The organism is Kitasatospora sp. NPDC086801 (assembly GCF_044745805.1).
Classification (GTDB): domain Bacteria; phylum Actinomycetota; class Actinomycetes; order Streptomycetales; family Streptomycetaceae; genus Kitasatospora.
The window spans coordinates 26,130-32,516 of sequence record NZ_JBIVAX010000064.1 but is presented as its reverse complement, the minus strand read 5'-3'; the positions used below and the strand labels follow the sequence as shown (position 1 = coordinate 32,516).

The following is a 6,387-nucleotide window of genomic DNA, read 5'->3' as shown; positions in this document are numbered from 1 at the left end:
TGGAGACGTCGTCATCAAGCCCGTTCCCAGGCCAGTCACTACAGACGCCAAGCCGCGACCCAAGCATGATCGTGATCTACAGCTGGAGTACTAGCAGCGACATGTCGCCGAGCAGGTAGTCGAGGCGAGCGTCCTTACACAGACCCCCCGGGTGGTTAATCACGATTTCGGCCTTCGTCATGCCCGCCTTGTACATGATCGCAACAAATTTCTGCTCCACGTCGTCGTTGCGAGTGGACGTGGATGCGCCCGGCGTGAGGCCTCCTGCCTTGAGCTTCTTGTCGACCCAATCAATCAGCTCGGAGTCCTCCTTCCCGTTGCCGCTGACGAGGTTGTATCCCGGCTCTGATCCCTTGTCGCCTCGCGCGAATCCGGCTGTCTCGCGTCCCTCCCATTCCTTGATGCTGCGCTTCGAGTTCTCAACGACGGAGTCCAGGCAGGTTTCATTGTGGACGAGTACAGCAGTGTCGCCGGCGAGGACGTAGTACGTGTGAAGGTCACGAACCGCCAGGTTGCAGGCGGCTTGAAGGTTCGCACGGTGCCAGGTTCCGGTGACCTTCGCGGTGGAGCTGTCGGAGATACTCGGGCCTTCTCACCGGAAGATCCGCTGTTGGACCCGTGGGTTCCTGCCGAGAACCCTTCAGTTTTCACGAGCTCACGGGGCTCATTGCCCGCTTCCAAGGTGAGCCCCAAAGCCACCACGGGATGATCTTGGTGGATTGGCGATGCGGGTCGGCGTCGGGGCCCGCCGGTACACGGGACGCCGAGGACTCAAAGCTGACGTCAGCGGCTCTCGTCGTGTTCGCGCAGCATCCGCATGACGGTGGCGGGTGAGGGGTGCTGTCCCTTCTTCGCGCCGGTGGTGATGACGAGGCGCTTGGCGATGTCGCGAAGACTCATCTCCTGGCTGCGGAGGTGGAGGGCCATGGAGAGCATGGATTCGTCGGTGACGCCGGCGCCGCCGATGGTCTTGCCGCGCTTGCGGGCGGACCCGTGGCCTTCGAGGGTACGGTCGCGGATGTACTCGCGCTCCATGCCGGACATGGCGGCCAGCACGGCGAACACGATGCCGGAGGGGTCGTGCGAGCCCTCCAGCTCTCCGGTGAGGAACTCCAGGCCGACGTCGCCGGCCTTCAGCTCCTCGGCGAGCATGGCCAGTTCGATGCCGCGGCCGAGCCGCTTGTGCTCGTGGACGACGAGGGTGACGGCGACGCCGGAGGAGCGGATCTCCCCGGCGAGCTTCACCGCAGCCTCCAGCTCGGGGCGCCGGGTGGCGCGGGTGGAGATCTTCTCCGAGAAGACCCGGCTCACCCCGGCCTCGGCGAGGAAGTCGAGCTGGGCGTCGAGGGACTGCCGGGCAGTTGAGGCGCGGGCGTACCCGAGGCGCACGTGCCCGACCGGCCGGGTGTCGGCGCTCGCGGGCCGGGGCAGCTCAGTCCACACCGAGCCGGGCTTGCGTACGGCCGGGGTCGGGACACGCAAGACCATGGCGAGCTGGGGCACGAGGCGGAATCGGGCGGTGTGGTACTGGATGGCCACCTTGCCCTTGCCGGTCCGGCACGGGGAGCCGGCAGGGGCGGCGCAGGTGGACATCGGGCAGGGTTGCGATTCCACCAGTTTGAAGTCGTTGTCGCTCACGGCCCCGACTGTTTCATGAGGGTGTTTCAGGCGTCCAGGCGTTTGCAACAACTCATGAAACATGGTCGCCGCAGGTGGAGCGCCTGGTGCCGGGGGTTCCACAAGCGACCACCTATGAAACACCGCCACGAGAACCCCGACACCGGGGTGTTACAGACAGGATTCCGGCCTGCCCGGGTGCTCCCACGACCCCGGGCATTGCCCGTCTCGTTCCCGCCGAGGCCGAACAGTGCGACCGCCGTCTGAATGCTCGCGGCTGCAACCAGAACCGCTGGCTGGAAGCCGCAGCTCGCACCATCGTTGCCGAGGTTGAGTCCCGGCCAGGAACCCCCAGGCGGCGAAGCCGAGGACCGCTGCCCTTGCACGGGTGGTGCGCGCCAGCCCCGATCCGGCCAACGCCGTAGTCTCGCTCGCCCAGGTTGTTCTCGCGACACTCCGTGTTCCCACCTCGCCGGAATCCTGTCTGCCTTGCCGGCAAGACTCCCGCATCTACCTCGCCGGGTGTCGAAGTCAGCCGCGTCGCAGCCGACCCGGCGGTGACCTCAGGCGGGCCCTGCTCGCCGGGATCCGCGGCCGCGCGCATCGTCTTCGCCCGGACCACACCTCGGACCTGGACCCTTCCAGGGCGGTTCGGCGCCATGCCGCCCGCGTCCCGGAGCCCGGGTGTTGCGGGTCGGCGGAACCCGCATTAGATTACGTATCGGAACGTAAAGGAGATGGCGATGCGCCACACCACGCTCGGATCACTTCACGTCTCGGCACAGGGACTGGGCTGTATGGGCATGAGCGAGTACTACGGCCGGCCCGACTGGGATCGGGCCCTGTCGGCCGTCCACCGCGCACTGGATCTGGGTGTCACCCTGCTGGATACCGCCGACATCTACGGTGCCGGGCACAACGAGGTCCTGCTCGGCCGCGCGATCGCGAACCGGCGCGAGGGCGTCGTGGTGGCCACCAAGTTCGGCATTGACCGCTCGGCGGGCGATCATCGTCGCCGTGTGCGCGGGGAGCCGGACTACGTGCGCCGCTGCTGCGACGCCTCCCTGCTGCGCCTGGGCGTCGAGCACATCGACCTGTACTACCTGCACCGGCCACCGCAGGATGTCGAGCTCGCCGAGACCGTTCAGGCGATGTCGGAGCTGGTGGCCGCGGGCAAGGCGCGCCACCTCGGACTGTGCGAGGTCGACGCGGACCAGTTGCGGCAGGCGCACGCCGTGCACCCGATCGCCGCCGTGCAGAGCGAGTACTCCCTGTGGAGCCGGGAGGTCGAAGCCGTCGTACCGGCCATGGCCGAGCTCGGTGTCGGCCTGGTGCCGTACGCGCCACTGGGGCGCGGTTTCCTGGCCGGAAAGGTGGATCCGGGCTCGCTGGGAGAGAACGACTCCCGACGCGCCCATCCCCGGTTCCAGGGCGATCACGCCGCCGCCAACCGGCGGCTGGCCGAGACGGTGGGCGCGCTGGCGGCGCAGCTGGGTGTCACCGGCGCGCAGCTCGCACTGGCCTGGGTGTACGCCCGCGGTCGTCAGCTCGGGATCTCCGTGGCGCCCATCCCCGGCACCAGCAGCCCGCGGCACGTGGCCGAGAACGTGGCCGCGCTCACGATCTCCCTGGACGACGCGGTGCTGGCGCGGCTCGATCGGCTCGCCCGGGAAGTGTCCGGCGAGCGGCAGGGCCCGCTGCAGGCCGTCCGACCCCCGGCTCAGCCGTGACCGGCCCGCAGACCCGCGGCCGGGGACGGCCTCGCGAGCCCGAGCACGCGGAGCTCGTACTCACCGCCGCCACGCAACTGCTCCTGGAAGGCGGCGTCGCCGCGTGCACGGTCGAGGCGGTGAGCCGCCGCAGCGGTGTGAGCAAGCCCACGATCTACCGGCGTTGGCCGCACCGCACCGCGCTGGCGATCGAGGCCTTCGCCGCGCACATCGGCCGCCTGGTGCCGCTGGCCGAGACCGGGGACAGCGCGCACGACCTGGTCCAGGCCGTCGCCCGTTTGGCCGAGTACTACCAAGGTCGCGACGGCATCGTCTTCGCCCAGCTGGTCGCCGCCGCCGTGCTGGAACCCGGTACCGCCGACCTGCTCAACTCCCGGTTCTTCGCGCCGCGCCGAGCGGCGCTGCGCGAGTTGTGGGACCGCGGGGTCGCGCGCGGCGGGCTCGATCCGCACGTCGAGCCCGATGCGGCGATCGATCTGCTGTTCGGCCCGACAGCGTTCCGCCTGCTGCTCGGCCACCAGCCCGTCGACGTGGACTCCTGCGTGCACCTGGCCCGCACCGCCTTGCAGGGCTTGATGCTCACCCGGCCGACCACTCCGTCCCTCGCACCGAAGGCAACCGGAGGTTAGAACCATGCTCCCCATCACCGACACTCCTCAGCAGCCCCATGCGAAGCGCCCCGGGCGCACCCTCGTGGCCTCGCACTCGTTCAGTTTCGCCCGCCGCGAATGGATCGAGGCCAGTGCTCCGCTGTCGGAGCAGTTCCGGGTCGTCGCCGTGGACGCGCCCGGCCACGGCGAGGCACGCGAGATCCCCGGCTACACGATGGCCGAGATGGCCGCCGCGTTCGCCGCCACGATCAACGAGCTCGGCCTGACCGACTACGTGCTGGTCGGCCACTCGATGACCGGCAAGGTCATGCAGATCCTCGCCAGCCGCGCGGGCGCGGGGCTGGGGCTGGGGCATCCGCCGGCGAAGCTCGTGCTGATCACCCCCACCCCGCTCGGGCAGGAGGTCGGCGGCGAGGACCTGCCGCGCGAACTGTTCGAGAGCCGCAGGGACCACGCTGACGCGGAGAAGTTCGTGCTGGACCGCACCGCGGTGCCGCTGACGCCGGAGGTGTTCGACCGCACCTGCGAGGACTACGCGCGGATGAACCGCAAGGCCTGGGACGCCTGGCTGAACAAGGGGATCTACGAGGACTGGACCGAGCGCGCCGCGCCGATCGACGTCGAGACCCTGCTGATCGTCGCCGACAGCGACCCGGTCTGGGGCCTGGAGATGCAGAAGAAGCTGACGGTGCCTCACCTGTCCAACGTCACGATCGCATCGATCGACTCCGGCCACCAGGTGCCGCTGGAGGCACCCCAGCCCCTCTCCGACCTCGTCACCGCCTTCGCCGCGTCATGACCGGCGCCGCTCAGCCATCGACCGCAGACCGGAATTGGGGCGGGCGACTGCCCCTGGCCTCCCGCGGCCCCCTCACCGAGGACCAGCTCGCCGCGCAGCGACGCATACGGGCCCAGGTGGTGCCGTGGGCCCGGAAGGCGGGAGCCGCCGCGGCCACGGCCGAAGGAGATCCGATCGGCCCGTTCAACGCGTTCGTGCACCGTCCCGCCGCCGGCATGCCCTTCCTGGCCTGGGTCCTCGCCGACCAGGCCCACTCGTCCCTGGCCGCGCCCCTGCGCGAGATCATCATCCTCACCGTCGGGGCGGCGTGGAACTGCGAGTACGAGATCTACGTCCACACCGCGATGGCCCGGCACACCGGCGTCGCGGAGCCGGTGATCGAGGCCGTCCTCGCCGGACGCCCGAGTGTCGACTTCTCGTCCACCGAGGCAGCCGTCCACCGCTTCACCGATGAACTGGCACGCACGCGGTCCGTCTGCGACGACACGTACCGCCTCGCGATCGAGGCGGTGGGGCAGACCGGCGTCCTGGACATGGTCAACCTGATCGGCGCCTACCTCGCGACTTCGGCCCTGCTCAACGCCTTCCGAGTGCCCGCACCACCTCCAGCCGAGCCCGGCTAGCTAGGACCGCCGCCATGACGTATGCCGGAGTGGTCGAGGTCGGTGGTCCGGCGGACGTGAGGGAGCTCCCGGACCTGGTGATCTCCAAGGTCGCGGTGGGCTCGACGAACAACAACGCCTACCTCCTACGCTGCCGGGCGACCGACGAGCAACTGCTGATCGACGCGGCGGCCGAGCCGCAGACTCTCCTGTCGTTGATCGGCGACAGTGGCATCGCCTCTGTGGTCACCACGCACCGGCACGGCGACCACTGGGGTGCGCTGGCCGAGGTCCTCGGGGCGACCGGGGCGCATACTTACGCGGGTGCCTACGACACCGAGGGCATCCCGGTGCCGACCGACGTGCCGGTCGCGGACGGGGACACGCTCCGGGTCGGGCGGGTCGAGCTGACCGCGAGGCACCTGACCGGGCACACGCCCGGCTCGATCGCGCTGGTCTACGACGACCCACACGGCCACCCGCACCCTCGGGTCAGTCACGTGCCGGCGAAGCCTTGGACAGGCGGGCGAGTTCCTCCCGCAGGGTGGCCGGTTCCGCCCGCAGGCCCGCGAGTTCCGCTCCTTCGTCTCCCGCGCCCACACTGCCCGCAGGGCGACGGGGAGTGGCACCGGAGGGCTCGCTCCCCGTGTCCTCGTCCAGCAGGTCGATGATGGGCGTCACGGAGGTTGCACTCCAGCTCAGCCGCGCGCTCGATGAGCTCGTCGGCGATCTCCTTGGCGTCGTCGACGATGGTGCGCAGCGACCGGATGACGCCGCGTCGCGGCCGGGACTCACTCATGAGGGGGGTGTCCTCACTGCTGGGGTGCGAGCACGCGAGAAGGCCTGATCGCCCGTGGCCGAAGGTTCGGACGGAAAGCGTTCGGTCCTCCGAGTGCACGGCAGCACCCACCTCAGCGGCAACCCCGCGTGCGGGGGGCTCGGGAGGCACCGGGTTGCGGCTGTCGGCGCCGGGAGCGCCGTATGCGCGCCCGCTGCCCCGGCCGCGGCCGCTTCCCGCCGCCCTGGCT

General features: G+C 70.0%; 7 protein-coding genes. 5 read left to right on the top strand and 2 right to left on the bottom strand.

Going from position 1 to position 6,387, the window contains the following annotated elements; genetic code table 11:
* Nucleotides 1–76 precede the first annotated feature (76 nt).
* Nucleotides 77–403: a DddA-like double-stranded DNA deaminase toxin gene (locus ACIPLC_RS36490; protein WP_400477362.1), complete on the bottom strand. Its 327-nt coding sequence runs from the start codon at nt 401–403 to the stop codon at nt 77–79.
* A gap of 380 nt (nt 404–783) precedes the next feature.
* Nucleotides 784–1,638, bottom strand: coding sequence for a recombinase family protein (locus ACIPLC_RS36485; protein WP_400477361.1), 855 nt, complete (start codon nt 1,636–1,638; stop codon nt 784–786).
* Between the two features lie 716 nt (nt 1,639–2,354).
* Here ACIPLC_RS36485 and ACIPLC_RS36480 point away from each other — a divergent pair.
* The 5 genes from ACIPLC_RS36480 to ACIPLC_RS36460 are packed head-to-tail and all read left to right on the top strand — an operon-like array spanning nt 2,355 to nt 6,030.
* The gene (locus tag ACIPLC_RS36480) at nt 2,355–3,347 is read left to right on the top strand and encodes an aldo/keto reductase (RefSeq protein ID WP_400477360.1); all 993 of its coding nucleotides are present in this window, start codon (nt 2,355–2,357) and stop codon (nt 3,345–3,347) included.
* Nucleotides 3,344–3,976 carry a TetR/AcrR family transcriptional regulator gene (locus tag ACIPLC_RS36475; RefSeq protein WP_400477359.1) on the top strand — a complete coding sequence of 211 codons (633 nt, stop codon included), beginning with the start codon at nt 3,344–3,346 and terminating at the stop codon, nt 3,974–3,976. The genes ACIPLC_RS36480 and ACIPLC_RS36475 overlap by 4 nt, the downstream gene beginning before the upstream one ends.
* Nucleotides 3,977–3,980: 4 nt before the next feature.
* A complete protein-coding gene (locus ACIPLC_RS36470) occupies nt 3,981–4,757 on the top strand; it encodes an alpha/beta fold hydrolase (protein ID WP_400477358.1) in 777 nt (258 codons plus the stop codon).
* Complete coding sequence (locus tag ACIPLC_RS36465; RefSeq protein ID WP_400477357.1) at nt 4,754–5,380, top strand: carboxymuconolactone decarboxylase family protein; 627 nt, start codon at nt 4,754–4,756, stop codon at nt 5,378–5,380. The genes ACIPLC_RS36470 and ACIPLC_RS36465 overlap by 4 nt, the downstream gene beginning before the upstream one ends.
* Nucleotides 5,381–5,394: 14 nt before the next feature.
* Nucleotides 5,395–6,030 carry an MBL fold metallo-hydrolase gene (locus tag ACIPLC_RS36460; RefSeq protein ID WP_400477356.1) on the top strand — a complete coding sequence of 212 codons (636 nt, stop codon included), beginning with the start codon at nt 5,395–5,397 and terminating at the stop codon, nt 6,028–6,030.
* Nucleotides 6,031–6,387: the final 357 nt, after the last annotated feature.

Coding starts and splice junctions, on each gene's coding strand:
- ACIPLC_RS36480 (WP_400477360.1), top strand. CDS start 2,355: ATGGCGATGCGCCACACCACGCTCGGATCACTTCACGTCTCGGCACAG.
- ACIPLC_RS36465 (WP_400477357.1), top strand. CDS start 4,754: ATGACCGGCGCCGCTCAGCCATCGACCGCAGACCGGAATTGGGGCGGG.
- ACIPLC_RS36460 (WP_400477356.1), top strand. CDS start 5,395: ATGACGTATGCCGGAGTGGTCGAGGTCGGTGGTCCGGCGGACGTGAGG.
- ACIPLC_RS36470 (WP_400477358.1), top strand. CDS start 3,981: ATGCTCCCCATCACCGACACTCCTCAGCAGCCCCATGCGAAGCGCCCC.